A 2,039-nucleotide genomic window follows, 5' to 3' on the forward strand; every position below is an offset into this window, starting at 1 on the left:
GTGCCTGCTGTCAACTTGCGACGGGCCTCAATAGTTACCCCCGCCCTCCGGTCACGCCTCCCTAGCCTGTCACTCCCCTACTTAACGGAGCAAGCCCATGACCGGCGTAACCCCCGCATATTTTTTTGACGAATTCCTGCTGCCGATTAAAAGAAACGCGCCGACCGACCGTGAGCGCGCGCTGGGGCTGACCGTCAAAGACCTCGATTGGCTGCACACGGTGTACCAAGCCAGCGATGCCGCACGTAACGACCCCGAACGGCAAACCTACCCCATGCGCGTCGAAAGACTGCTGATCAATGTATCGGGCCAGCCGCCTTTTCCACTTGCCGGCGCCTTTCTGATGAGCCCTGCCCCGGACGACGGCAAAGCACTGCTTTACACGCCTTATGGTGGTATTCAGGTGTTTGACGACCACGCCAGCCTGCTGGTCGACGTCGCCGAGCAACTGGCGGATGCGGTGCAGCGTGTCCAATTGTTGAGCTTTCTGTCGATTGCACAGCGCAACGCCTTGCCCGCCAGTACGCCGATAACGCTGACCGCCACCCTTGTCGAAGGCGCCGTCATGCAAGACCAGGAGCAAGCCCTGGAGGCCTGCCAGCAAGACAACGTGCGCGTCGTACTGGAGCAACTGCAGACGACGCCCACGCTGTACGGCATGCTCGACACGCTGCTCAGCATCATGGCGCGCTCGTACTTCCCCAACCTGGATCAACGCGATACACGGGTCGATTTTTTTATCCAGGACCCGGCAGGCGGTCAGCGACGCTGGGTCAATTCCCTGCCATTGAGCGAAGCGTTCCTGCAGTTTTATGTGAGACATGCCTGGCCCCAGGACCAGATCCGTGAATATTTCAACCCGAAACACGTCACCAGCGCCTTCACCCTGGTAGAACGCGAACAAGATCAGCAGTACTGGGAAACCCTGATCAAAGAAACATCCGGCAGCTTGTCAAAACTGCTGGACAGCCTGCTGAAGACTTATTGGAACGAGGACATCGGCAACGAAACCTCACGCCTGAAACTCTTCACCCAGGTCATGGCGGATAAATTTCGCCTGGATGTCTTGCTCAAGCGTCAGGCGCAAATTCTCAACGCCGACGAAAGCCACACCCTTCAGGCATTGTTTCTACCAGACCAAGGCGCCCGCAACGCTCACGCCAACGAACTAAGCGTGGAAAAAGTACGCCTGCATGCGCCCTACCAGCACTATGTGGAACTGGCCAGCACGCTATTGATCAGTGAGAGCCACGCCTATCTGTACACGCAGTCGCGTGGGGTACAAGTACTCAAAGACATGGAAGATCTCAAAGACACGCTATTGAGCATGCTCAAGGCCGCTGGCCACGAAGATGAACTGCTCAATTTCCTGTCGCTGGATGAGCGCGACACCTTTATTGGCCTGGATCAGATTAACATCGCCGCCCAACCCATTGCGGGTGACGTTTTTGCCGGCATGGTCGAAGACATTGCGGGCAAGCAGATCAGTAATATGAACCACGCACTGGACCTTTACCGACGCAGTGATGGCCAGATAAATCTGGATGCGCTGCTCGATTGCGCACTGGACATACGCACGATGCTGGACAGCCGCCTCGCAACGCTGGAAACCGCAGGGCGCTGGACGGCGCACCCGGTCACCAGCGGCAACGACCGGCCATCCACCGTGCGGGCAGAACACGCCAAGGTGCAGCTACGGCGCCTCAGTGCCACTGAAGATGCACTGGCCACGGAGCGCAAACATCAGCCGACATTACGCTCAATGGTCACCCTCGCCCTGAATGCAGAACTGCAATCACAACGCCTGGCGCTCAAGGCCGACGAGGTCTATATCAACACTTATCCCACCCGTGCCCAAGAGCGCGAGGAGCGTCCTTCGTTGACGTCGGTGAGCATGGTTGACCACTTCATTGAACGCCTGGGCGATGAAGCCTCGCGCGTTCCCAACAGTGTCACAACCGGGTTTTACAGCAAGCTCGAGCCGCATCTGGCGCAGAAGTTACCCAGCATGACCCTGAGTACTTTCAACATGATCAATG

General features: G+C 57.6%; 1 pseudogene. It reads left to right on the plus strand.

Features of this window, described 5'->3' with window-relative positions:
* Positions 1-97: 97 nt before the first annotated feature.
* Positions 98-2,039 (plus strand): annotated as a pseudogene (locus tag FEM54_RS31385) (hypothetical protein); the annotation flags it as partial.

This window comes from Pseudomonas edaphica (assembly GCF_005863185.1).
GTDB lineage: Bacteria > Pseudomonadota > Gammaproteobacteria > Pseudomonadales > Pseudomonadaceae > Aquipseudomonas > Aquipseudomonas edaphica.